The 24,227-nt window shown below is 58.6% G+C and carries 24 protein-coding genes; 19 read left to right on the top strand and 5 right to left on the bottom strand.

The window, feature by feature from the left end; genetic code table 11:
• Positions 1-13: 13 nt before the first annotated feature.
• Positions 14-1,672 carry a collagenase gene (locus ROSERS_RS07335; RefSeq protein ID WP_011956169.1) on the bottom strand — a complete coding sequence of 553 codons (1,659 nt, stop codon included), beginning with the start codon at positions 1,670-1,672 and terminating at the stop codon, positions 14-16.
• 5 nt (positions 1,673-1,677) lie between these two features.
• Entirely contained in the window at positions 1,678-2,016 is a 339-nt protein-coding gene (locus tag ROSERS_RS07330) for a hypothetical protein (RefSeq protein ID WP_157040998.1), read from the bottom strand.
• 300 nt (positions 2,017-2,316) lie between these two features.
• Between ROSERS_RS07330 and rfbD the strand changes: the two genes are divergently transcribed.
• The 5 genes from rfbD to ROSERS_RS07305 all read left to right on the top strand — a co-directional run bounded on the left by rfbD (position 2,317) and on the right by ROSERS_RS07305 (position 7,362).
• Complete coding sequence (gene rfbD, locus ROSERS_RS07325) at positions 2,317-3,162, top strand: dTDP-4-dehydrorhamnose reductase (RefSeq protein WP_011956167.1); 846 nt, start codon at positions 2,317-2,319, stop codon at positions 3,160-3,162.
• Positions 3,163-3,586: 424 nt separating this feature from the next.
• On the top strand, positions 3,587-4,525 hold the full coding sequence (locus ROSERS_RS07320) for a glycosyltransferase family 2 protein (RefSeq protein WP_011956166.1): 939 nt from the start codon (positions 3,587-3,589) through the stop codon (positions 4,523-4,525).
• Between the two features lie 9 nt (positions 4,526-4,534).
• Positions 4,535-5,365, top strand: coding sequence for a dolichyl-phosphate beta-glucosyltransferase (locus ROSERS_RS07315; RefSeq protein WP_011956165.1), 831 nt, complete (start codon positions 4,535-4,537; stop codon positions 5,363-5,365).
• A 282-nt stretch (positions 5,366-5,647) separates the two neighbouring features.
• Entirely contained in the window at positions 5,648-6,202 is a 555-nt protein-coding gene (locus tag ROSERS_RS07310; RefSeq protein WP_011956164.1) for a Uma2 family endonuclease, read from the top strand.
• Between the two features lie 605 nt (positions 6,203-6,807).
• A complete protein-coding gene (locus ROSERS_RS07305) occupies positions 6,808-7,362 on the top strand; it encodes a Uma2 family endonuclease (RefSeq protein ID WP_011956163.1) in 555 nt (184 codons plus the stop codon).
• A gap of 202 nt (positions 7,363-7,564) precedes the next feature.
• Here the strand turns inward: ROSERS_RS07305 and ROSERS_RS07300 are convergent, their stop codons facing one another.
• Positions 7,565-10,267, bottom strand: a complete 2,703-nt coding sequence (locus ROSERS_RS07300; RefSeq protein WP_232282788.1) for a DUF2029 domain-containing protein — start codon at positions 10,265-10,267, stop codon at positions 7,565-7,567.
• Between the two features lie 101 nt (positions 10,268-10,368).
• Between ROSERS_RS07300 and ROSERS_RS07295 the strand changes: the two genes are divergently transcribed.
• The 14 genes from ROSERS_RS07295 to ROSERS_RS07230 all read left to right on the top strand — a co-directional run bounded on the left by ROSERS_RS07295 (position 10,369) and on the right by ROSERS_RS07230 (position 20,794).
• On the top strand, positions 10,369-11,226 hold the full coding sequence (locus ROSERS_RS07295; protein ID WP_011956161.1) for an aldo/keto reductase: 858 nt from the start codon (positions 10,369-10,371) through the stop codon (positions 11,224-11,226).
• A 772-nt stretch (positions 11,227-11,998) separates the two neighbouring features.
• Positions 11,999-12,241, top strand: coding sequence for a hypothetical protein (locus ROSERS_RS25900; RefSeq protein ID WP_157040997.1), 243 nt, complete (start codon positions 11,999-12,001; stop codon positions 12,239-12,241).
• 134 nt (positions 12,242-12,375) lie between these two features.
• Positions 12,376-12,819 carry a DUF3592 domain-containing protein gene (locus ROSERS_RS07285; RefSeq protein WP_442969650.1) on the top strand — a complete coding sequence of 148 codons (444 nt, stop codon included), beginning with the start codon at positions 12,376-12,378 and terminating at the stop codon, positions 12,817-12,819.
• Between the two features lie 86 nt (positions 12,820-12,905).
• Entirely contained in the window at positions 12,906-13,457 is a 552-nt protein-coding gene (locus ROSERS_RS07280; protein ID WP_011956158.1) for a hypothetical protein, read from the top strand.
• Positions 13,458-13,803: 346 nt separating this feature from the next.
• Positions 13,804-14,184 carry a hypothetical protein gene (locus tag ROSERS_RS07275; protein WP_011956157.1) on the top strand — a complete coding sequence of 127 codons (381 nt, stop codon included), beginning with the start codon at positions 13,804-13,806 and terminating at the stop codon, positions 14,182-14,184.
• Between the two features lie 40 nt (positions 14,185-14,224).
• Positions 14,225-14,827 (top strand): RDD family protein, encoded by a 603-nt coding sequence (locus tag ROSERS_RS24010; RefSeq protein WP_011956156.1) that lies wholly within the window; start codon positions 14,225-14,227, stop codon positions 14,825-14,827.
• Positions 14,828-15,184: 357 nt separating this feature from the next.
• Positions 15,185-16,495 carry a hypothetical protein gene (locus ROSERS_RS07265; RefSeq protein WP_011956155.1) on the top strand — a complete coding sequence of 437 codons (1,311 nt, stop codon included), beginning with the start codon at positions 15,185-15,187 and terminating at the stop codon, positions 16,493-16,495.
• Positions 16,496-16,528: 33 nt separating this feature from the next.
• Positions 16,529-16,804 (top strand): hypothetical protein, encoded by a 276-nt coding sequence (locus ROSERS_RS07260; RefSeq protein ID WP_041333252.1) that lies wholly within the window; start codon positions 16,529-16,531, stop codon positions 16,802-16,804.
• Positions 16,805-16,819: 15 nt separating this feature from the next.
• A complete protein-coding gene (locus ROSERS_RS07255; protein ID WP_011956154.1) occupies positions 16,820-17,197 on the top strand; it encodes a hypothetical protein in 378 nt (125 codons plus the stop codon).
• A 223-nt stretch (positions 17,198-17,420) separates the two neighbouring features.
• A complete protein-coding gene (locus tag ROSERS_RS07250; protein WP_041333248.1) occupies positions 17,421-17,885 on the top strand; it encodes a hypothetical protein in 465 nt (154 codons plus the stop codon).
• A 46-nt stretch (positions 17,886-17,931) separates the two neighbouring features.
• Positions 17,932-18,600: a hypothetical protein gene (locus tag ROSERS_RS07245; protein ID WP_011956152.1), complete on the top strand. Its 669-nt coding sequence runs from the start codon at positions 17,932-17,934 to the stop codon at positions 18,598-18,600.
• 45 nt (positions 18,601-18,645) lie between these two features.
• Complete coding sequence (locus tag ROSERS_RS07240; RefSeq protein WP_041333243.1) at positions 18,646-19,305, top strand: hypothetical protein; 660 nt, start codon at positions 18,646-18,648, stop codon at positions 19,303-19,305.
• A 20-nt stretch (positions 19,306-19,325) separates the two neighbouring features.
• Positions 19,326-20,225, top strand: coding sequence for a type II secretion system F family protein (locus ROSERS_RS07235; protein WP_011956150.1), 900 nt, complete (start codon positions 19,326-19,328; stop codon positions 20,223-20,225).
• 2 nt (positions 20,226-20,227) lie between these two features.
• The gene (locus ROSERS_RS07230) at positions 20,228-20,794 is read left to right on the top strand and encodes a hypothetical protein (RefSeq protein WP_011956149.1); all 567 of its coding nucleotides are present in this window, start codon (positions 20,228-20,230) and stop codon (positions 20,792-20,794) included.
• A 66-nt stretch (positions 20,795-20,860) separates the two neighbouring features.
• On the opposite strand, the gene ROSERS_RS07225 is transcribed toward ROSERS_RS07230, so the two are convergent.
• Both ROSERS_RS07225 and ROSERS_RS24005 read right to left on the bottom strand, forming a co-directional pair.
• Positions 20,861-21,646, bottom strand: coding sequence for a response regulator transcription factor (locus ROSERS_RS07225; RefSeq protein WP_011956148.1), 786 nt, complete (start codon positions 21,644-21,646; stop codon positions 20,861-20,863).
• Between the two features lie 809 nt (positions 21,647-22,455).
• Positions 22,456-23,970: a VWA domain-containing protein gene (locus tag ROSERS_RS24005; protein ID WP_011956147.1), complete on the bottom strand. Its 1,515-nt coding sequence runs from the start codon at positions 23,968-23,970 to the stop codon at positions 22,456-22,458.
• Between the last annotated feature and the right edge of the window lie 257 nt (positions 23,971-24,227).

Here is a 24,227-nt window from a genome sequence, read left to right as displayed (position 1 = left end):
TGCGTTTCCACTGTCAACGGGCAACTCGCTGGCTGCACCAGCGCGCCAGGCTGGTATGCCATTCTTCCTGAAGCGCGGCGATCGATGGTACACCGATGATGGTTGCCAGATCGCTCTGGCGGTACGTATTGGCACGGAACGCAGCAGCAATTGCACGCAGATCGGAAGGACGTTCCTGTACCAGAAATGTGACAAATGCCCAGGCGTCATCGTAAGCAAAGACGCCATACTGATCATACCCCTCCCGCTGCGTCAGCAGGCGGTCCAGGTCAGGAGGAACCGGGCGGTTGCACAGGCGGTCGAGCGCGGCGCGCGATCCGGCGCTATCGAGACCGGCGAGATATTCTGCGATTCCTTCGTCGATCCACCCTTTCGGCTCAGCGTGATACCCAGGGTCATGCCACGCGCCGGGAAAGAGATAGCGTCCGGTGAGGTAGTGCCCGAACTCGTGCGCAATTGTTTCATCGGTGGTGTTGACACTTTCAGTAGCATCGCGGCGATAAGTGTAGAGCACACCATCATTCTCAACATACACCCCATCGACATCCGCGCCGAATCCGACGAATGCCAGCATGTACTCACGGAACACGCTGCGGTTGGCGAAGAGTTTGATCGTCAGCACTCCCGTCGGATCGTCGGGCACGGGATCGGTCACGCCGGTCAGTTCGAAGAATGCAGTGCGCAAATATTCCAGGCGTGCCGCAATAGCGTCCAGATCCGGCGCGGGTGAACCGGCACAGATTCGCAACAGGCGGCGTTCAAGACACACCGGGAGATGGGTCGACTCGAAACTGGCGCGCAGGACGGCGAAACGTTCGCCACCGAAGCGATCAAGGGCGCGGGCAAGCGCAGCGCGGGCAGCGAATGGTCCGGGGGATGTTTCAGGGACGCCGGAGATGAAACGTCCTGCGTGAATGGCGGGCGGCGCAGGCGCAATTGTTTCGACCGACGCCAGGCGCGTTGCCGCGTCCCACGCTTCCTCCAACGCCACTGTGATGCGCGCGCGCGCCGCAGCATCGATCTGATCGTCGCGCAGGCGCCAGATAGCATCAGCGGCGCGCGCGCGCACGCCCGCCTCGTCGGATCGCAACCCGGCAAGCAGAAACGCCAGATCATCGTCGGCAATCGGTCCGGCGCGGGTGGCAATCAGGCGCGCGACAGCATACGTCGCGCGGGTGCGCAGATTGGCGCCACTGCCAGGGGTCAGTGCGATGGCGACAAATGCTGATTGGGCATGGTATGCAGGAAAGAAGAACGTATCGAGAATCCAGATCGCATCGGCGCGCACATCATCGCTTGGGTCGTGCTGCACCAGAGTCAGCAGACGATGATGGATCGCAGGCGCGTTGCGCAGAACGACCGTGCGCGCCTGCGGATCTTCCGTCCAGCGCCCGATGACGCGCAGCGCATTACGGCGGGTCAGACTGTGAAACTCAGGTGCAGTCAGCCGGATCAGATGATCCAGTATGTCGGCATCGGCAACTGGCGTCAGCGCACGCGCAATCTCTTCGGTGCATTCGTACCCTGCCGCATACAGCATGGCGATCAGCGAGTACGGTCCCTGGTGATGAACGCGCGGGCAGGCAGGCGTTGGAGACAGGCGCGGCGGTTGCGGTGAGACAGTGGTGAGTGCGAAGACGAAAAGCAGAAGGATTGGCGTCGTGCGTACCATACGGATTATCTCATATCATCACGCAGCCGCACAAGCGCCAGTCGTTGCGCTTCCTCGAAGGTTACACTGCCGCGACGCGTTTGTTTCAGGAGCCAGACAACATAATACTCATCGGTTGAGTAGATCGAGTTGGTCGAGCAGAATGAGTTACCTGGCTGCGTGCTGGGAATGCGACAGTTCGGTGTGCGAGTGGCAAATGCGCGCAAGGTGAACGAACCCATCGTCAGGTTGATGTGCGGCGCGGTAATGACGCGACGTTGCATTGCGCCGACGCCAAGGACGCCCGCTATAAGCGCTGTTGCCAGGAGCGTGAGAAGAGCGACTGCTATCCACCGCAAGGGCATCGGAGACCTCATTATTGATACGATAGCGCCTTCCATCTTCAGTCCCTCTCGCCTCTCGCATCATCCCCTCGCGCCTCGCTCCTCACGCCGCTCGCCGCTCACTGCCACCCCGCCACTGCTCCCGCTGCCGGTACAGGGGCGCAGCACCGCTGCGCCCCTGCGTCGTCGCTCGTCTCACCCCTCACATCTGTATTGTACCTGAGAAACAGATTAAACAGAGCGGACTCATCCCCATCCTTGACGCTCACGCGCCAATCTTCTATGATACCATGACGTGGATGGATTCAACGAGGAGGCGGCATGCGCATTGCAGTAACCGGCGCCAGCGGACAACTCGGGAAAGCGTTGCAACGTGCATTGTGCGGCGTCCACGAGGTCGTACCGTTGAGTCATGCCGATCTGGACCTGGAACATCCCGACTGCGTGCAACGTCTTGTGGCAACCGATGCACAGTGTGTCATTCACCCCGCAGCGTACACCAATGTCGATGGGTGCGCCCACGACCCTGATCGCGCCTATCGCGTCAATGCTCTCGGAACGCGCTACGTTGCGCTGGCGTGTCAATTGCTCGATGCACCACTCGTATATATCAGCACCAACGAGGTCTTCAACGGCACAGCGACGGCGCCATATCTGGAGTATGATCGTCCCGCACCGATCAACCCGTATGGGTACTCGAAATGGGCTGGTGAGCAGGCGGTGCGTGAACTATTGCACCGTTTCTACATTGTGCGCGTTGCCTGGCTCTTCGGCGGCGAGCGCAACTTTGTCCGCACCGTCCTCCGTCTGGCACGTGAACGCAATCAGATTGCGATGGTTGCCGACGAGATCGGCAGCCCGACCTGTGCGCCGGATGCTGCCGAAGCGGTTGCACGACTGATCGAAACCTCCTGCTACGGAACGTACCATCTGGTGAACGAAGGATCCTGTTCGCGCTACGAGTTTGCAGCGGCGACGTTGCGGCTGGCGGGGCGCGACGATGTTGCGTTGCAACCGATTACACTGGCAGAATATCCGCGCGCCAGCAAAGTGCCGCCCTACACGCCGCTGCGCAATTTCGCCGCCGCCGATCTGGGCATCCGGTTGCGACCGTGGGAAGAGGCGCTGGCAGAGTATGTTGAGGGAGTGTTGAAGGTTGAAGGTTGAAGGTTGGAAGGTTGAAGGTTGAAGGTTGGAACGTTGAAGGTTGAAGGTTGGAACGTTGAAGGTTGAAGGTTGGAACGTTGAAGGTTGAAGGTTGGAACGTTGAAGGTTGAAGGTTGGAACGTTATAAGGTTGAAGGTTGGAACGTTGAACGTTGAAGGTTGGAACGTTGAAGGTTGAAGGTTGGAACGTTATAAGGTTGGAACGTTGAACGTTGAAGGTTGGAACGTTGAAGGTTGAAGGTTGGAACGTTATAAGGTTGAAGGCTGGAACGTTGAACGTTGAAGGCTGGAACGTTGAACGTTGAAGGTTGGAACGTTGAACGTTGAAGGTTGGAACGTTGAACGTTGAAGGTTGGAACGTTGAACCCGGTTCTCAGTTCTCAGTTCTTAGTTCTTAGTTCTCGGTTCTCGGTTCCTGGTTCTCCATGATTGATATCATCATTCCAAACTACAACGGCGCCGCGTTATTGCCGACATGTCTCGACTCGCTGCGGGCGCAGACGCGGCGCGATTTCTGCGTGGTTGTGGTTGACGATGGCAGCACGGACGACTCGGTGGCGCTGGTGCGGCGGCGTTACCCCGAAGTGCAGGTGATTGCCCTGCCGCGCAACCGTGGGCTGGCAGCAGCAGTCAATGCGGGGATCGAGGCGACCGGCGGCGAGTATGTGGTGCTGCTGAACAATGATACCGAAGCGCATCCGCGCTGGCTAGAACACCTGATTGGCGCACTGGACCGATATCCTGCATATGCGTTCGCTGCCAGTAAGTTGATGCTCTTCGACCGCCGTGATCATTTTCATTCGGCAGGCGATTACTATCGTCTGGACGGTGTTCCGGGGAGTCGCGGGGTCTGGCAGCGTGATATTGGTCAGTTCGATGTGATGGAAGAGGTATTCGGACCATGTGCGGGCGCTGCGGCATACCGCCGGGCAGCGCTGGAAGAACTGGCTGAGCAGGGTCGGGTGTTTGATGAAGACCTGGTCATGTACTGTGAAGATGTCGATCTGAATGTGCGCGCCAGATTGCGTGGCATGCGCACCGTCTATGTGCCACGTGCAGTGGTGTATCATCGATTGAGTGCAACGGGTGGCGGTGCGCTGGCAAGTTACTACTGCGGGCGCAATTTTATGCTTGTATGGGCAAAGAACATGCCAACGACGCAAGCGCGGCGCTACTGGCCCCTTCTGCTCTGGTCACAGATCGGTTTTGCGTTTCATTCGATCTGGCATATTCGCGAACCCGCAGCGCGCGCCCGTTTGCGTGGTCAGATAGACGGATTACGGGCATTGCCGCAGTTTTTGCGCAAACGGCGTCGCAGCCGGGAAAGGTATGCCGATCGCCTTGTCGTCGAAACACGTTATTAAGGAGTGACGGTGACCAATCTCGATCCTTCTCCCTACCTTTCGGTCGTCATACCGGCGTACAACGAAGAGCGCCGATTACCGACGACGTTGAGGCGCATCCTCGATTATCTGTCGCAGCAACCCTATACGTCTGAAGTGATCGTTGCGGATGATGGCAGTTCCGATGGAACCGCCGCGTATGTTGATCGTCTGCTCGACGCCCATCGTAACCTCTTCCTGTTGAGACTGGATCACAGGGGCAAGGGGTATGCGGTGCGCGCTGGCACGCTGATGGCACGCGGCGAGTACATCCTGCTCTGCGATGCCGACCTGGCGACGCCGATTGAAGAGTGGGATCGTCTGCGGCGGTACCTGGAGAGCGGCTACGATCTGGCGATCGGGTCACGCGAGGGTATCGGGGCACGGCGGATCGGCGAGCCGTGGTACCGCCACGTTATGGGACGAGTCTTCAATACGATTGTACGCCTGGTGGCGGTTGGAGGCATTCAAGATACCCAGTGTGGTTTCAAGGCGCTGCGACGGGCCGTAGCATTTGATCTCTTCCGAAGAGTGCGCATTTATGATGATAATGCGCCGTGTGTCGATGGCGCCGCAGTAACTGCCTATGATGTCGAACTGCTCTATCTGGCGGTTCGACGTGGATACCGCATTGCCGAGGTTCCGGTGGTGTGGCAGTACGGCGAGGAGACGAAGGTCAACCCGTTGCGCGATTCGTGGCGCAATCTGCGCGATGTGTTGAAAGTGCGCTGGTATGCATTACGCGGCATGTACACCGGTCTCGATGCACCGCTGGCAACGGTCGTGGAGGAACCAGCGCGCAAAACCGTTGATACGCGGTAATTAGAGGGTTGAAGGTTGAAGGTTGGAAGGTTGGAAGGTTGAAGGTTGAAGGTTGGAAGGTTGGGCGTTGGGTGTTGAAGGTTGGGCGTTGGGTGTTGAAGGTTGAAGGTTGGGCGTTGGGTGTTGAAGGTTGAAGGTTGGGCGTTGGGCGTTGAAGGTTGAAGGTTGGGCGTTGGGCGTTGAAGGTTGAAGGTTGAAGGTTGAACGTTATACACGCCGCACAGGGTGCAAACCAGGGCTCCCGGTTCGCGGTTCTTCCACCCGTTGTGGAGGGATGAAGGCATGACCAGCGCAACAACGACGATCACCGCAGAAGAGTTGGAGCGGATGGCGTTGGGTGAGCAGCGGGTCGAACTGGTGCGCGGCGAGGTGATCACCATGGCGCCAGCAGGAGCGGAACACGGCGAGATTGCGGGATTTACCTTCGGTGTGCTGTTTCAGTTTGTTCGCGCCCATAGTCTCGGTTCGCTGTACGCTGCGGAAACCGGATTTGTTCTGGCGCGCAACCCAGATACGGTGCGCGCGCCGGATGTGGCGTTCGTCACGGCGGAACGGGCGGCGCAGCAGCGCGGACGCACCGGCTTTTTCGAGGGTCCGCCCGACCTGGCGGTCGAGGTGGTGTCGCCGCACGATACCGCAGAAGAGGTGGAGGCGAAGGTGCTCGACTATCTGGAAGCCGGGACGCGGATGGTCTGGATTGTGCGTCCGCGAACGCGCACGGTGACGGTGTACCGCTCGCTGCGTGAGGTGCAGGTGCTGCGCCCCGGCGATACGCTGGAGGGCGGGGATGTGCTGCCGGGGTTCGCCGTCCCGGTCGGGGCGATTTTTGAAGGTTGAACGTCGAAGGTTGGAAGGTTAAAGGTTGAGCGTTGGGCATTGCAAGGTTGAACGTTGATAATCTTTGTGAATTAAATCCGGTATAGCCCGCGCAGGCGGGCTTCGCCCTGGCTAGCCGAGGGATTATGGTCTTTGAATAAATAATCCGCTACAGCCCGCGCAGGCGGGCTTCGCCCTGGCTAGCCGAGGGCTTCAGCCCCACGGCTAGCGCGGGATAGCGGAATAAATTCTCAATCTCCATCAGCCCGACGGGAATACCAGATTATAGGAGTTCTCACAAAGGTTGAACCTGTTGGACGAGACGAGGTTGAACGCTCCTGGGAATTGCGCGCCCCACGCGGCGACCGAAATACATTTCGGTCTACACTTCGCCGGAAACGGGCGCCTCGCACGACACGGTAGACCTGGACAGGGGTCAACGTATCTGAGAACTGCTATATATTCTCAATCTTCATCACGCCCGCAACGGCGCACGGTCGAGAGCGCCTGCCTGGGTGCGCGGGCGTCCACGCCCGCAATGGCGCGCAGGCGCCCACACCTGCCGGACAGTGCGTTCGGGCGAACAGGCGTCCTTGTCTGCGTTGAAGGACAGGCGGAGGGGTTGTATGAGCAGCGCAACAATGACGATCACCGCAGAAGAGTTGGAGCGGATGGCGTTGGGCGAGCAGCGGGTCGAACTGGTGCGCGGCGAGGTGATCACCATGGCGCCAGCAGGAGCGGAGCACGGCGAGACGGCAATGAACCTGGGCGCACTGATCCACGCGTTTGCGCGAGAACGGGGTGCCGGTGTGACCTACGCTGCGGAAACCGGATTTGTTCTGGCGCGCAACCCAGATACGGTGCGCGCGCCGGATGTGGCGTTCGTCACGGCGGAACGGGCGGCGCAGCAGCGCGGACGCACCGGCTTTTTCGAGGGTCCGCCCGACCTGGCGGTCGAGGTGGTGTCGCCGCACGATACGGCGGAAGAGGTGGAGGCGAAGGTGCTCGACTATCTGGAAGCCGGCACGCGGATGGTCTGGATTGTGCGTCCGCGAACGCGCACGGTGACGGTGTACCGCTCGCTGCGCGAGGTGCAGGTGCTGCGCCCCGGCGATACGCTGGAGGGCGGGGATGTGCTGCCGGGGTTCGCCGTCCCGGTCGAGGCGTTGTTTGGCGGTTGAAGGTTGAAGGTTGGAAGGTTGGAAGGTTGAAGGTTGAGGGTTGAACTCACCGTTCGCTCATTTTTTTGACGGATGGCTTCCTGATGCGTTCTGCGACTTGACAAATAACGACCTGGCTGCGAGGATGCCCCCGTTTTATGGCATCAGGGAGCCTTGAATGAAAACAAGCGAACCGAGGGTTGAAGGTTGAAGGCTGAACGTTCTACCTCCACCGATACGGAATGCCTGGCAGTCGCAGGTGCTCTTCCCCCAGATTCGCCAGCAAAACGGTTGTTTCTCCATCCAGTCGTTCGAGGCGCGCATAGCGCGTGTATTGGACGCGCGTTGCGCCGCGCAGCATCTCATCGCTGATCGGTGGTCCCAATGCAGCCATCCCTCCATAGATCTCCCATGCTTCCAGAAATGCGCCCCGCAATGCGTACCCTGTCTCTGGAAAGGATCGCACCGGTCCGGGTTCCGGGGGCGCAGGTCGCAGACCGCTTTCGCCGATCAGCGCCAGCTCGCCGAGCGGCAGTCGAGTTATTTCGTTCCCCGTGACACGGAAGCATACGCGCGTGAAGCATTGCAGGACTCCGTCGGCAAAAGGCACAGCAGGCATCAGAGGATCACCTGGTCCTTCGTACCCTCCGGCATCCATCCAGACAGCAAAGAGCGGCGCAGGGACGAAATAGCCGCGTTCGCCGAGAACCCGTCCACCCGACTCGCCGACCTCGATCAGTGCGACGGGGTGTGACGGGGTGAGCATGTCGTCGTTGGCGCGCAGCGCAACAGCGAGGTGATACATACCGGGTGGCAGATCGAGGGGCAGATCGAGGGTGTGCATATGCTGAATCGCTGCATCATTCCAGTCGGAAGGGCGCAGCGCACCGTACACCAGGGGACGTTCCCAGGCAGCAACGGGTGCGCCATCGCGGGTGACAAGTCGCACCTGTACCTGGCACACTACCACATCGCACACTCCCGCAACGTCACGGTTACGGTTCAATTCCAGCGTCAGCGCAATCCGTTCGCCAGGATCGTACCTGGTACCGCCGGGACGTGTGAGGAACACGGCTGTGATACGTATATCGGCGCCGATCTCGATCCGGACATCGCTCCGCTGCCCTGGATCGACCGGTCGATAGAGGTCGAATGTGCCGCGTGAACCTTCCTGCGCATAGCGATGCGTGATCAGCGTGATCATGTCCGGCGTCAGCCAGTTCCCCAGGTAGTCGAGCACAACCAGCGGTACACGTCCATTTGCCATATCGCGCAGCAACGGGCGCTGATCCAGCAGTCCGGCATCGTACAACTGGCGATGCTCGAACGCCTGGAGTCGTGACAGGACGCCAGCCTGCGCTGCAATGCCGGGAATGTCGGTGACGATCGGTTGACCGACTGTGCGAACATCCGCCACCAGTACGGTATTCACACGTCGCAGCGTTGTGAGAATCTCTTCCTCGCGTTGCAAATCGCGCCAGATGCCGTACCTGCCAAAGGCGAACCGCGGCGGGTTATCCCCCTCGATAAGACCATATGGTTTGACGTGATTTTCGCTCCAGAGCGGATAGTAGCGGATCAGCGCGGCGACAAGCAGCAGCAGGATTAGAAGCGAAAACCAGATTTCCAGTCCAGGTTGAAAAGCGCGCACTGGCAGCGAGGTTGCAACGGGAGGACGTGCATTGAGTGTTTTGAACCAGGAGATCATCATCGAAATCCGGGAAGCCAGGGCGGGAGATTGCGCCTCCACCGGCTGCTCGTGGAACTCTGGGGGCTGTGCAGAATAGTGTTGAGCATCGGAGCGCGGGCGATCTGTGTCGAGCAGTTGCGCGATGACAGTTGCGATGAGCCAGATGGCGCCAGCGTAGAATTCGAGAAAATAGTTGGCGTATGCCCCGACTTTGCCAACGCCAAATGCCACATACGCGCCGAAGCAGGTATAAACGATTGGGAGGAGCGCGTACACTGTTTCCGCAGGAGGAGGGGGAACATTGGACTGGCGTGTTTTCCGGCGCGCACCGCGCATAAGGATCAGCGCAGCAGCGAACACTGCACCAAGCCAGAGCGACCCCAGGATGGCAGCCTGATCCCGCCAGAACCCCTCGGCAAGCGCCGGTGACCAGGGGTTGGCATTGGCGGAGACGACATGCAGCCAGAACCAGCCGCCAGAAGCAACCTGGAGCGCGCCGGCGGCAGCGCCTCCGAGAGCGACCATGCCCGCCGCCACCTCCAATGCGCGGCGACGGTCACGAAACCAGAGCCAGACAAGCGCTGCCGCCGGCGCGGCGATCAACGACGGTTTCACCAGCAGGCTCAGTGCGATCAGGATGGCTGCCAGGCGTGACAAACGACGCGTCAGTAACAGTCCCCACAGTCCAAGGCAGACCCCCAGCAGATCAACGCGCATCAGTGCGCTCCATTCACGCACAATCGGCAACGCCAGAAACGCGAGGGCAACGATAAGCGCCGTACCTGATTGTCCCGCTGTAGCGCGGCGTATCGACGGATCGGGTGGTAGGGTGAGCCGCCAGATCAACAGGACACAGATTAACGTTGCACAGAGTGTCACCAGGCGCCCTGCCAGCGGGGTTGTTGCACTCCCCGGTAGAGTCCAATCGAGCAATGGAGCGACCAGCGAGGTGACGATCAGATAGACCGGCGGATAATTGACGACCAGATAGGGCGGTTGGGCGGGATCGCCGTACAGATGCGGCAGCGATGCGCCGCTCCGCAGATGATTCACCTGCGCCAGTAATGGTCCTTCGCCATAATCGAGCGGATAGGGAAATGTCAAAACGTGCCAGGCGCGGATCGCGAAGAAGACTAGATGTACACCGACCAGCGCCGTCAGCGCGCCCAGCGCCAGCGTCCTCGCGAAGCGCATCAACGACAGTGGAACCGATCGACTGGCAGGATGACGTGACACGGCGCTTGATTATAGCACGGATCGGGGTCAGGTTGTGCTTGACAGTGCGTAAACCTGTGGTACCGTTAGGATGCACGGTCTGGAAACAAAGGAGTCGCGCCATGATAGCCACTGCCCCTTTTGGACGCACAGGTCACCACAGTACACGCGCCATCTTCGGCGCGGCGGCGCTCAGCCGCGTTACCCAGGAGGAAGCCGATCGCACACTGGACCTGTTGTTGCGGTACGGCGTCAATCACATCGACACAGCAGCGAGTTACGGCGACAGTGAGTTGCGCATCGGTCCGTGGATGGCGGAGCATCGATCACGATTCTTCCTGGCGACCAAGACTGGCGAACGCACCTATCAGCGAGCGCGTGATGAAATTCATCGTTCCCTCGAACGCTTGCGGGTGGATGTGATCGATCTGATCCAGCTCCACAATCTTGTCGATTCTCAGGAATGGGAACAGGCGCTTGGTCCTGGCGGCGCACTCGAGGCGGCAATCGAAGCGCGTGATCAGGGGTTGGTTCGCTTCATCGGCATCACCGGTCATGGTGTGACGGTTGCGGCGCAGCATCGACGTGCACTCGATCGTTTCCCATTTGACTCGGTCTTGCTGCCGTACAGTTACATTCTGATGAAGAACCCGCAGTACGCCGCCGATTTCGAGGCGCTGGCCGCCGTCTGTCGTGAGCGTGGCGTCGCTATGCAGACGATCAAGGCCATCACACAGGCGCCGTGGGGCGAGCGCGAACGGCGCCATGCCACCTGGTATGCACCGCTGGAGGATCAGGCGGATATTGACCTGGCAGTACACTGGGTGTTGGGGCGTGCGGATGTCTTCCTCAACACGGTTGGCGACATCGAGTTGTTGCCGCGTGTGCTCGATGCTGCGAGCCGATTCCAGGCGCGACCAGGCGATGATGAGATGGAACATCTACTGGAAGAGCGTGATATGACGCCGTTGTTTGTGTAGATCTGCGCCAGAACTCCTGCCTTCACCTGCATAAGCGCATCCAACGCATCGCATCATCAGGTGTTGTTACATAAGGTTTACAAAACCGCCTGGGCAAGCCGTGGCGGTTTTGTTACGATCTCCTCAGCAGACAAGCGTAAGCAACGAACAACGAAGCGCCCGTGTCGGCAATGCACACTATAGCGACGAGGTTGGACGATGTGCCTTGTGCAAAGCGACATGTTGCAGCTGGAAGGGGGAGCATCTGGCTGCGTATATATTCGGAGAAGAAGCATGAGGGCATTACTCACTCCACGTGTTCCGGCGCCCCAGGCTGGTGCCATGAAGGCGGCGCGGAAGCAGTAGAAACCATCGCGCAAGTTGCTGTGCGCCTTGCGCTCCTGGCAGCCATGGGACTGGCGTTCAATGTGCAGGGCCTGAGTTCTTTTGATAGCTTTGTCAAACGTTTGAAGGGGAATGATCCCTCTACGCCGCAACCAACTCCGACGCCAACCCCCACGCCGCAACCCGGTCCTGTCCAGAGTCCGCCGTCACATCCTTACTTATCAGTGAAAAGGAGGTTCCATCGATGACAACAGAACTTGTCAGTACCATACGCGGCATTGCGTGCCTCATTGGGGGAGGAGCACTCATAGCGAATATTGCAATTGGGTTTTCGTGGCCATTGATGATCACTGTGGTCATCTGCGGGATGATCCTGTCGTTCACCTCTGTCTGGACAGAACTTGGATCTGTTCCCGCAGAGAGCATCCTATCGCACAAGACGAGACGCATGCTCTTCATTCTGATCGAGGCTGCATTCTGGAGCGTTGCGGTCGGTCTGGTGACACTGGGCGCACTTGGCTGGACGCACACGGTCGGGTACTATGTTCTGCTGGCGCTTGGCGTTACGCTGATCGGTCCTTCGGTGCGCGTCAGGCATTTGTGCAACGTTTCTTCGTTTGAAGAACTGGCAGGCGAATTCGGCGTGATCGTGCTGCTGACGCTCGGATTTCTGTTCGTGGTGAGTCTGTAGCGCACACGAGCAGTGCAGGGGCATCGATGCTGGCAGGCGGGCAACTCCTGGTAATAATGTCCATAACCTTCGGGTTGCTGCTCCTGGGAATCGGTGTCTTCGCCCTTTTCCTTGGGCTGCGTCTTCTATGGGGTATGCCTGCTGCTCTATCCCAAACAAGCGGCGTGCGCCTGGCAGCGCGCTGCTGGCCCGCCGCACCAGGCACAATCATCGGCGCTGAGGTTCGCGTCGCGCCAGGGTCTGACGAGGAACCATTCTACGACGCGGTCGTGCGATACGCTTATACCGTTCAGGGTCAGGAGTATGAAGGCGCGCAAGATGACCTGACGTATGTCAGCAATGTGCAGGATGCGGCACAGGCGATCGTGGCTCGCTACCAGGTCGGGGCTTCCGTGCTGGTGTACTACGATCCACAGGCGCCGCAACGCGCGCTCATCGACCGCAGCATTCGTCCGCATCATCTGGTCGGTCTGTCGCTCGCCGATCTGCTTTTCCTGCTGCTGGTGGCAGGAGGTCTGCTGGCGATCCTGACGGGACTGGCGATACTGGCAGCGCCGGGACCGCCGCCTCCTGACTGAAGGTGCAGCGGGGGTCGTTCCCCTGCCGCAGCGCCTTGGGGAGGAGTGAGACGGATTTTGAGGAACGTATGCAAAGGAGGAAGAGCATGAATACGCAACCGAATGCGTCTCGCCAGCATCGCGCCTGGCGAGACGAAGGCGGCGCCGAGACGACGCCCATCATCGTCCTGAGCGCTCTCTGCATCCTCACGCTCCTGGCAGCCGTCGGGCTGGGACTCGCGGTGCGTGACAGCGGTGCAGGATCCGCCATTGCGCGGCGGTTGACGCGACCTGTATCGGGACTGACGCCCGGCCTGTCTGGAACAGGCCCGCAGCAACCGGGCATTTCGGGGGTGCATATTTCAGCGCCGAATATTCAGGGGTCGTCCATTCAGGCGCCATCCCTGTCAGCGCCGAATATTCAGGGGGCGTCCATTCAGGCGCCATCCCTGTCAGTGCCGGATATTCAGGCGCCTGCCATTCCTGCGCCGGGCATTCATGGACCGACCATCACCACGCCGATCCCCGGCGCGCCTGGCGCTGCGATGATGGCAGTCCCGGCGGTGATGCTGCTGATCGGGGTTGGCATCGTCCTGGCGCTGGCGGCGTGCAGTCTTGTCTATTTTCGAGCGCGTGCGCGGGCGAGACGAGCGGAGTAATGTCATCGCAGGCGCTGCGCTTGCTGCAGTCGTCATCATAACGGGCGTCGACGCCCTTGCCGCTTTTCCGTAGCATTGGTTGTCAGCGCTATTGGGGCGGGTGGCTGTGGCAGTCACCCGCATGCATTGTTTAAGGGTTGTTCAGAGGCGCGTTGATCGGCGGGCGGGGCGCTATTGCGATGCGGCGCAATCTGGTTGTCTGTTGACCTTCCTTCACATCGATCTTCGCTTGTTATTGATCGATGTTACACATTGTTTACAGAAACTGCTTCCATCGCTTACGGTTATCTTCTATCATTGCGATCAAGCGCTGGAACATCGTTCGGTTCAGACTCAGGAGGCTGCCATGATGCGTCGCGCATCGTCACATTCAATGACACCGCCTGCGCCTTCGTTCAGGAAGCGACTATGGATAGGCGTTGGACTGCTGTTCACGCTTGCGCTCGTCAATGAGCTGGCAGCGGGGCAGAAGGTATGGTTGTGGGGCGCCGGTCTGCTTGTTGGCGCGCTCATTGGTCTCTTCATCGCCGTGCGAAACAGCAACCCGAGCAATCATCCAGCGATTGAGACGCTGGGATGGATCGTCGCGGCAGCGCTCGGCATCGCCATCGTCGTTGCACTTCCCAAACACGTACTGTATACACTCCTGAAAATCGCAATCATAGCGCTGCTGTGGTCGGGCAGGCGGCGAGATCGCTGCGATCACCATCACAGTCAGCCCAATTGAAGCCGATCCAGATGGATATGCCATAGAAAGTGAGGTTCCCATGAGCAGTATCTCGATCGCTCCGACCTATTCGGGAGTGAACCTGGCAGAACGACCCTCGCGGCGCAGAAGAGCGGGCGCACTTCTTATTGACGCATGTATCCATAATGCCGCGTTTCTTGTATCGTTCGTCGTCGTTTACTTGCCCCTCGCTATAGTCTACTACCTCATAACCGGTCGAGATCCCGAATTTATTAGTGAAAGCGTCGCTGGCAACCTTCTCGATTACGCGGTTTCGCTGTTTTCAGCGTTCACCTATTTCATTGCATTCGAGACAATCTACGGCGCTACGCCCGGCAAATGGCTGCTTGGCATGCACGTGTTCAAGTCAGATGGGCGTCGGTGTGATGCCAGAGCGGCCGCAATTCGGGCCCTGTGTCTCTTTTTTATTGATGGCCTGCTGTACGGCCTGGTGGCGTACCTCAGCATGCAGCCGCCGCTCTATCAACGCGTCGGCGACCGAATAGCGAAGACAGTGGTTGTCAAGCGGCGTGAGTCTCCCTCGCCCCCGCCACCCTTCTGGCGCTTCCTGGTTGCGGCAGCGATCTATCTGATCATCACAAAAGTAGCGGTCTTCATCGTTGTGCTCGCCTGGACGATCTAGCAGGCGCCGGGATCGCTGCGATCTCCATCATCGTCAGCGCAGTTGAAGCCGATCCGGGTTCAAGGATATGCTCCAAAATTGAGCCGATGCGCCTGCACGCCTCGCCGCCAGATCGGGTTCGCCCGACGCTGGCGGCGATTCTGACCGGGCTGGCGCTGCGGATGTTCCCACTGTCTCCTGTGAGAAGGCGGATGCCGTGACAGCGTCGCCGGGCAAGGCGCCTGCTCGACGACGCTCTTGTCTGTTATCTCTTGCCGTGCGCCTCCGCCAGAAACGTTACGCATTGTTTACAAAAACCGCATTCACACGCCGCCCCCAATCTGCTACTGTAATAGCATCAAAGCAGGAGGGACGCACATGGTGTTGCGCGATGAACGAGGCGCTGAAGCAGTCCAGTGGGTTGCATTGAGCGGCGTCGTGGTCATTATGATCGTCGCTATCTGGGCTGCATTTTACGGCGGATCGGGACGGATGCTGCGGCAGGCGATTCAGGCGCAGACCACTCGCTATGCCATGTCGTTCGAGGGTGGAGTGCGCACCAGCGGGCCGCGTGGAAGAGTACCGCGCTTCCGGGGGAATGTCTTTATCGAACCGGTGAACGTTGCGCCTGTTCGTCTGAATCCAGCGCTTCTGGAACCACTAACGATTGATCCTATTCTCATAACTGCACCAGAGGTGACCGTCATTCCAGTCGAGCCGCGCGATGTGGCGGCAATCCCGATTGAGCCGCGCGATGTGGCGGCTATTCCGGTCGAGCCGCGCGACGTGGCGGCCATTCCGGTCGAGCCGCGCGACGTGGCGGCCATTCCGGTCGAGCCGCGCGACGTAGCGGCCATTCCAGTCGAGCCGCGCGATGTGGCGGCTATTCCGGTCGAGCCGCGCGATGTGGCGGCTATTCCGGTGGCGGGGCGCGATGTCAACGGCATTCCGGTGGCAGGGCGCGATGTGGCGGGCGTGCCGGTGGCAGGGCGTGACGTGAACGGCATTCCGGTCGAGCCGCGCGATGTCAACGGCATTCCGGTGGCAGGGCGCGATGTGGCGGGCGTGCCGGTGGCAGGGCGTGACGTGAACGGCATTCCGGTCGAGCCGCGCGATGTCAACGGCATTCCGGTGGCGGGGCGCGACGTGGCGGGCGTGCCGGTGGCGGGGCGCGACGTGGCGGGCGTGCCGGTGGCGGGGCGCGACGTGGCGGGCGTGCCGGTGGCGGGGCGCGACGTGGCAGGCGTGCCGGTGGCGGGGCGCGACGTGGCAGGCGTGCCGGTGGCGGGGCGCGATGTGGCAGGCGTGCCGGTCGCTCCATCGGCGATGGCAGCCACGCCAATCGAACTACCGATGGTACTGACAGTGCACGTTCATCCCACCCCTGGAGTCCATGTGCGGATCGATCCGGAGACGGGCAACATCATTATGCGCCATCCGCGGCAGTCGTATGTCATTATCATCGACCCCGATCGGGGAAAAGCTGTCATGATCGACCCGGTAACGCACGTTGTCACGCCGGTCGATCTGGAAACGATGCAACGTTATGGATGGATCGATGTGCGGTTGGAACGCTCACCCGGACAGGTAGCGCCGATCTATCTGAATGTCCTGGCGATTCCGGTTCTGGTGATCCCGGCTCTCACCATTCCAGCCCTGTCAATCCCGTTTTTGAACGGAGCGCAATGAGGCAGGCGCCATTTGTGGGAAGCGAGGCGTGCTATGGAGCATTCAGAAGGCAGGGTGCGCGGAGGCTGGGCGGGCGGCACCCCGCTGTATCCCAATCTCCTCTGGAGACGGAAAGCCGTGCAGACGGTCATCGGGCTTATCGTCCTGCTCGTGATGGTGTGGTGGACTATCTTGACCGCTTCTGCGGGGGTCGTGCGCGCTTCGGAGCGGATCAGCCCCGTGCTGGCGATTCCGCGACTGATACAGCCCGCCAGCGCACTGCCGGCGCCGTTTATGGTACCGTTGCCCAATACGTCAATTGCGTGTTGAAGGAGAAGCACAGGTATGGGTGTGACTGCCTGGTTTCGTAGCCTTGCCCGATGCGAGAATGGCGGCAGCATCGTTGAATATGTCGGTGTGAGCGGTCTGGCGCTGCTGGTGACCGGCTGGATTATCGTAACGATCAGCGCCCAGCGCTTCACTATCGGCGGTGCGATGGCGAACATCCACGCGCGGCAAATCGTCTCGTTCGAAAGCGGACTGGGCGGCACTGCCAATACAAACGCGCAACTGTACCCGCACGTCACACCGCCAACAGTGCCGGTTATCAGTATTCCGCAACTGGTCGGCTCGGAACAGGCGTCTTCGTGGTGGGACTGGCTCTGGCAAGAGCGTACATGGACGTGGTATGCCGATCTGATGGAGAAGTGGCGCAATAAATAGTGGATGGCTTGGCTGGCTCACGGCAACGATCTTTGGTTTTCTGGTCGATCTGGTTGCAGGCATCAGCTCAGACGGTTCATTCTCGTGGGGATGGGTCATCCTTTCGCTTATCTCAACGGTAGCATCGATTTTTGGGGTTGGATTATTAGCAAAGATACCGGGTCTGGCTAAATATCTCAAATATCTCAAGCTCATCATACCGTGGCTTGATGATCTGGAGAGGATGATACCGGGTCTGGCGAAACTTGGGAGATGGTTTGATGATCTAGGAAAATGGATGTCAAAATGGATAGAATGGATATGGAAAAACGCCGACCGTCTAAAGGAAATGCTTCAGGGGAAATGGGGAACATGGGCAAAAGAAGTACTAACGAGCCTGATTCCCCGCATTAAGCAGTGGCTTCCGAAGTGGCTGCAAGATCTGCTGGCAAAGAAATGGTTCATCGAATGGGTGAAACATCTTCTCAACCTTGCCTGGGACGCAGTTACAAAAGGTTTGGCTGGTGTGGTCGAATTCATTCTCAAGCGACTGATCAAGGATACTCCGCTCCCACTCGAGAAGCTACGACAACTTCTGACCCTCGATAGTTTGCGGGACTTTGCTCGATTGGTCAGTGAGAAATGGCATGACCTGACTAAATGGATCCAAGATCAACTGCGAGGCGGTCGCACAGCGAGCAAACCTTGACGGTGTTCGTTGAACACGTGTCAATCAGATTTGAACGGAGGAAGCCATGATCTGGGGATATTGGACTCACCAGGTGGACGTTGAACAGGTGACGGAGACTGAAACAAAACTCAGTATCGATTTTCGTACACCAAGGCATAGGGTCACAGGTCTTATTAGTACGATTTTTTTTGTGCTCATCCCTTCTTTGATCGTATTTCTCGCGATCCAGTACTTCGGTCTCATGGAGAATATCCTGGTGCGCATATTGGTCATAGTGGCGGGGCTGGTTGTTTTTTTAATTCTGGGAGGTCTCTTAGCCAGGTTGCATAACTATTATGTCTGTCCACAGGCTTCAATGGAGTTCGACAGGCAAAGCGGCATGATGACTGTTCGTTTAGGGCGTTTGGGAAAGCGAGAAGAGATGAAGACCCTGCCTATCGCCAATATTCGCGCTATTGTTTTTGTACGCTTGCGTACTGATCCTCATTGCGCTCAATTGCTGCTGGAACGCACTGATGGAAATATCATTTCGATAGAACTTGATGCGTTTGCCCCAATTACGGCTTCGAAGGATCAAAACCAGGTCGAGGAATATGAGCGAGTTGCGCAACGTATTCACCGCTTCCTGAATCTGCCCGCATCGGTGCGTTCTGTGATTCAAAACGACGTCTGGCGTGGTCAGAGCGAACTCGCCGTTGATCCGCCAGCGTCTGAACCAGGATTCCGGGGATAGTCAGAATGCTACACAAAATCGCAGATAGATGTGGTGGAGGATGCCATGATTGCCGCAGCGATTCATAACAGACATGTTCTGGAAGTCGAGCAGGTAACAGAGACTGAAAAAAGTCTTAGTATCGACCTTCGGACACCGAAGTCGTTCGCCGCACTTAACGCAGGCATCACTGCTTTCATTTTCGTCGCTGCTTTGCTCGTATTTCTTGTCGTCCAATACTTCGGTCTTATGGAAAATATGCTGGTGCGCGTACTGGTCATAGTAGCAGGTTTGGGAGTTTTATTGGCGCTCGTAACTATGATCGTAATGTTGTGGGACTTTTACACCTGTCCGCGAGCTTTGATAGTATTTGACCGGCAAAGCGGCATGATGACCGTTCGCCTGGGAAATCAGGAAGAGACGAAGAAACTGCCGCTCAGCGAAATTCGGGCTATTGTTTTTGTCCATGTGCAGTGTGATCCGCCCAGTGCACAATTGCTTCTCGAACGCACCGATGGAGTGATCGTTTCCTTAGAGTTAGAGACCCGGTTTGCTCCGACATCGGTTAAGAGCAGCGATATTGAGGAATATAAGCAAATCGCGCAACGGATTCACCGTTTCCTGGATCTGCCCACGCCGGTGCGTTCTGTCAGTCAAAACGATGTCTGGCGCGGTCAGAGTAAACTTGCTTTTGATACGCCAGCGTCTGAAGCAGGAACCTGCTGACAGCGAAAGAGGAAAGCCTTATGAGCGTCGTTATCAGCGTCATGGCAATTATTGCCGTGGAACTCTTCTTTGCCGGATTGCGGCGCATCCGCACCCCCGGATATGAAGCGCAGATTGCACAGTACGGTTCGCTGGCGCATACCGGGCCGCGCTCCCGCTATGCGCGCTGGGTGCGCCCGTATGCGCTGCGTCTCGCCAGCAATGTGACTGCGCTGCGCGGTCTGACCGATTTTGAGAAGACTGCGCGTATGCTGGATTACGCCGGCAATCCTGCAGGAATGACCGTGCACGAGTTTCACGGGGTGCAACTCTACGGCGGTCTGGCAGGGTTATTGATCGGCGGGGTCTGGTTTGCACTGGGGTTGCCACTGGGTGCGATCCTGCTGGTCATTTTACCTCTCGGGGGCTTCTTCTACCCGCTGCTCTGGCTGCGCGGTCGGGTCAAGCAGCGTCAGCATGCGATTACCGTGGCGTTGCCCGATCTGCTTGATATGCTGGCAGTCTGCGTATCGGCAGGCATGGGCTTCGACATCGCTCTGACGCTGTTGGTTGAGCGTGGGGAGGGCCCGTTGTATGAAGAGATGGGGCGGATGCTGCATGAATTGCAGATGGGTGCGCCGCGTGAGCAGGCATTTCGCAATCTGGCGGCGCGCAACTCATCAGACGCACTGCGCGGCTTTATCGACGCCCTGTTGCAGGCAGAGGAGTTGGGATCGCCAATTGCCACAACGCTCGAGCGTCAGGCAGAGGATATTCGGACTGGTCGCCGCTACCGCGCGCGTGAAGAAGGCGCAAAGGCTGCCACCAAGATTACGCTGATTGTGGTTGTACTGGTGACCCCCTCGGTGCTCTGCCTGATTATCGCAGCCCTGGGCATGTCGATTATGCGCAGCACAAGAGGGTTGCCGCTGCCTGGGTGAAGATGAGTACAGAGTGGCATTACCGGATGGTAAATGAAGGGGTCTGGCTGTTCCCGCCAGACCCACTCTTGCGTGTGCATCCTGAAGAGCGTGCACCGTGGGCAGCGCGGGTGATCCGCGCCCTGACACCCTCCCCCTTGCTGATACGCACCTATACCCTCGACCAGTCGCGGTTGCTGGCGTATCTTCAGGCATCCGGTCAACCGGTTCGTCCGGCGCCAGGGGGTGCATTACCCGGCGGGTGGGTTGATGTGGTGTGCGCCGACGATACGCTGCTCCCGGCACTGCTGATATCGTGGGGTGTCACCGTTCCGGGATGGATATGCGTCGTACCGGCGGCGCTTTCTGACGACTGGATCTCACTGCTGGACGATCGGATGCAACGCATCGGCGAGACGATCAAGCATCTGCCGCGTGCAGACCGCCTGCCCGCTGATCAGGCGCTGGTGTATGCCATTGACGAAAGTATCGTCATTGCCCGTCCATCGCCTGATGCAGCGCTGGCGGCGCTGGCTCGACTGGCAGTGACCGATGGTTATCTCCTGGTGACTGAGGAATATCAGGAGTAGGACATCTCCAGCGCCCAGGATAATGAGCACGGGAGCGCATGCGATAGTCATGCGCTCCCCGGCGCTCTAGTGCGAGTTCAACAACCGGTGTATTCCTGTTCCTCCTACTTCTGCTTCGAGAAGAGCAGGCGATTCCAGTTTGTAGCCAGCGCCCCATTCGGTACTGATCATGTTGTTGCACGATCCCTCGCCAGCAAGCTCAAGTTTGTGACGCAGCCGATTGACATGAACATCGACCGTGCGCGTATTGCCCATGTATGAGTATCCCCACACACGCTCGAGCAATTCTTCACGCGAAAAGACCCGACCCGGATGGCTCGCCAGCAGATGCAGGAGTTCGAACTCCTTTGGCGTCAGTTCGACCGGATGATGATTGACATACACCTCACGGCGACGTGGATCAATCTGTAATGCACCGATCTCGATGCAGGCAATGCTCAAGCCAATGCTCCGGCGCAAGATTGACTTGATCCGGAAGGTCAGTTCCGCTGGACTGAACGGCTTGGTCAGGTAATCATCAGCGCCGGCGCGGAACCCTTCCAGGCGATCCTCTTCATCGGCGCGGGCAGAAAGGATCAGAATCGGCACATCAGCGATTCGAGCGAACTCACCGTCTGATCCGCCGGTGCGGATCAACCGACAGAGATCACATCCATTGCCGTCGTCCAGGACAATATCGAGAATAATCAGCCCAGGAACATGCTTGCGAAGTAATTGGACTGCTTCAGTGCATCCGGTAGCAGCGACGACACTGAACTTCTCGCGTTGCAGGTGGATCTCGACAAATTCGACAATCAGCGGGTTATCCTCCACGATCATAATCAGTGGTGAAACGCCATGCACGCATGTCATCCATGCCTCCTTGTGTTGGTTCTGGCAACATTGAGGCTGCGACGATGGTACGACGCTTTGAAAAGGCTGTGGGACCGCCACAGCACGCAGAATCTGGTTCGCGCTTCCCTGACGCGACAGTGCGGAGAGGGATTCATTGGTACGTCATATTGAAAAGCATGCAAAATGTATATCAGACTCATAGCACTGTCAAGTGAATGTTTGACAACTTCATATCATACATTTAATGTTATCGTTCTATTAAGTACGTAACAGAATGTCCGTGTTTCTATCATCCTCATGTACGATTCATTTACTCGTTCGTTGCATTGCAGCCTGACAACAAATCATATCTCCAGATAATTCCCCTGTATTTACACGAAATATGATGGTCTTTGAATACGTAATCCGCTATAGCCCGCGCAGGCGGTCTTCGCTGCGCATAGCCGAGGGGTTATCGTCGCCGATAGCCGATAGCCGATAGCCGATAGCCGATAGCCGATGGTCAATAGGGTCACCGCTGGAGTTCACGTTCCGCGCAGGCGGGCTTTGCCTCACATATCCGATATTGTGCGCCACCTGTATTGTGCGCCGCCTGCGGCGACCGAAATGAATTTCGGTCTACGCTCCGCCGAAAGCGAACGTCTCGTGCGACGCAATAGCCGTGAACGATGGTCAATGTATTTGAGCAATGCTGGAAATAGCGGGAGCGCCCCGCGCTTCCCTGATGGACGTGCGAGGGCGCTCTCCGTCAACGATGCCACGTCTCTGGCGATTCGTCCGCTGATCAATCCTGGACTGCCATCCAGGGCGTCCCGATCCCGGTCGCACTACCCGCCACTGAGCCTGACCGTGATTTCTTTGCCGGGCACGACAATCAGGTTATCGATCAACACCTTCCCCCGTGTGCGGTCATAGACCCGGTAGCGTCCCGGCGTGAGGCGAAACGGTCGTTCAAACTCAAAATACGGGCCAAGAGAGACGAGTTGTCCGGGACTGATGGACTCTTCCCACTGCCCATCAACTGCCTTTTCAACCCGCACGTCGCCCGGCCGGAGCAATTGGGGTGAATCGTTGATAAAGGTTACCTGTCCGCGCCCGATGACCGCCACGGTTTCGCGCGCCTCTTCGATGATTGCGGTGTATGTGGTCTCAAGATGCTTCGACGTCTGATCGACGAATATCTCACTGTAGGAGATGGTGAAACGATACTCGCCTGGTGGAAGTTCCACCACCTGCTCGCGGGCAAATCGCGCCATCCATGGCAGCTGGACGGTTTTCATAACGTCTTCCCCCCGGGCATTGACCAGGCGGGTCAGCGATACCTCTTCCGGTGCGCCGCTTATGCTCACAGGGATGAAGCGCAGAGTGCTCCGTTTGAGGGTAGCGGCGATCAGTTCCTCCAGAGTCTGCACCAGCGCATCACCATTTTGCGCATCAGTATAGACGCCGCCGCTGTTCTCGGCAATGCACCGCAGGGTTTTTGCCACGTCCGGCGTCGTCCCGAACCCAACCACGTCGATGCGCACTTCCGCCTGCGACTCGGCGAGCGCCTTCGCAACTGCGCACGGGTCGCCGCCGCACGTCTCTTCGCCATCGGTCACCATAATGATGACGTTACGCACATTCTCTCCCGCCTGGAAATCCTCCCCTGCTCTCTGCAACGCCAGACTGATCGGCGTCCATCCGGTCGGTTGCCATGCCTGAGCCTGTTGCCGCAGCAACGCTTTATTGACTCCCTGCATCGGCACCAGCAGCGCAGTGCTCTGGCATGAACGCGCTTTTTGCGCTTCGCTGCTGTCGCCTTCGTGCCCGAACACCCGGAAGCCGACGTTCAGATCGGGGTTGTCGGGCAGCGTGTCGATGATCCGTTCCATGGCGCGGCGCGCAGCCTGGATTTTGGTCTCGCCGCCGATCCGCTGCGCCATCGAACCGCTCGCGTCGAAGACGAGCTGAATGTTGGTGGTCACCTGCGCCGCCTCGCCTTCTGCAGGGCGAAAGATGGTGGTCGTGTCAGTCGGCGGGGAACTGGACTCAGGTACAGTTGTTGGCGCGTCTGCACCGGTCGCGGTCGGCGTGGCGGGCGTAAAGGGCGCGACCGTCGGCGCCACCGGTGGACTGGTGGGCGCGGTTGTCGCCGTTGGCGGAACAGCGGTTGGCGATGGCGGAGGGGTAGTAGGTGATGGCGCCTCCGTCGGCTGCGCCGCCAGCGTTGCGCGCACGCCAGCATCAATGGTCGCCTGCACATCCACCTGGCTTGCAGGCGGCGGAGCGCCGCCGCACGCCGCAAGAAGGATAAACCCGCAGAGCAGGGGCATGATCGCCCATCGAGGTTGATGATACATCGCTTCCCCCTTTTCATGAGTGTTGACTGCTGTCACTGGTGGGACGAAAGGCGCGGAGCGGCGGATGCGGCATTCGCGCCTATGTTCGACCGCTGTTACACTTTTGTTACAGGTGTATGCCTTTTGTAAACAGATTATCCCTTCAGAATAAGTAATTAGTGTTACAAACGGTTTACAAAAAAGGGGTTCACAATCGGCTGACGCTGTGGTAGAGTAAAGCCGTCGAACGGAGATGTGGCGCCACAAACCAGATCAAC

The sequence above is a fragment of the Roseiflexus sp. RS-1 genome, assembly GCF_000016665.1.
Lineage (GTDB): Bacteria > Chloroflexota > Chloroflexia > Chloroflexales > Roseiflexaceae > Roseiflexus.
Note: the sequence above shows the minus strand (reverse complement) of the source record. Positions and strands in the feature narration are given on the sequence as shown.